Here is a 377-nt window from a genome sequence, read left to right as displayed (position 1 = left end):
GTACAACCCCCGGCCCATCGACGCACGCTGCGCACCCTGCCCCGTGAACAGGAACGCCACCCGACCAGAACCCGCAACACCCGTCAGACCACCCGCACCGGAAGCTACCGCGCCCAGGACACCGATCAACTCACCGGTCCCACCGGCGAGGACCACCGCCCGGTGAGACAACGCAGCACGCCGGATCGCGGCGGCGCCGAGCGCCACCGCCGGGTCCCCGCCTTCTCCGGCGGAGGGCAACATGCGCGCGGCCTGAGCCCGCAGAGCCTCGGAGGTGTGACCGGAGAGCACCACCGGCACGATCGGCAACCGCGTCGGCACCGGCGCGGACACGGGCTCGGTCGCCGGGGGCTCCTCCAGAATCACGTGCGCGTTCG

General features: G+C 72.9%; 1 pseudogene. It reads right to left on the bottom strand.

The features are described from left to right. A pseudogene (locus PUR61_RS09465) lies at positions 1-377 on the bottom strand (type I polyketide synthase); the annotation flags it as partial.

The sequence above is a fragment of the Streptomyces sp. BE20 genome (genome assembly GCF_036322525.1).
In the GTDB taxonomy this organism is placed as follows: Bacteria; Actinomycetota; Actinomycetes; order Streptomycetales; family Streptomycetaceae; genus Kitasatospora.
The sequence above is the reverse complement of the archived record's forward strand: the minus strand, read 5'-3'. Positions and strand labels throughout refer to the sequence as shown.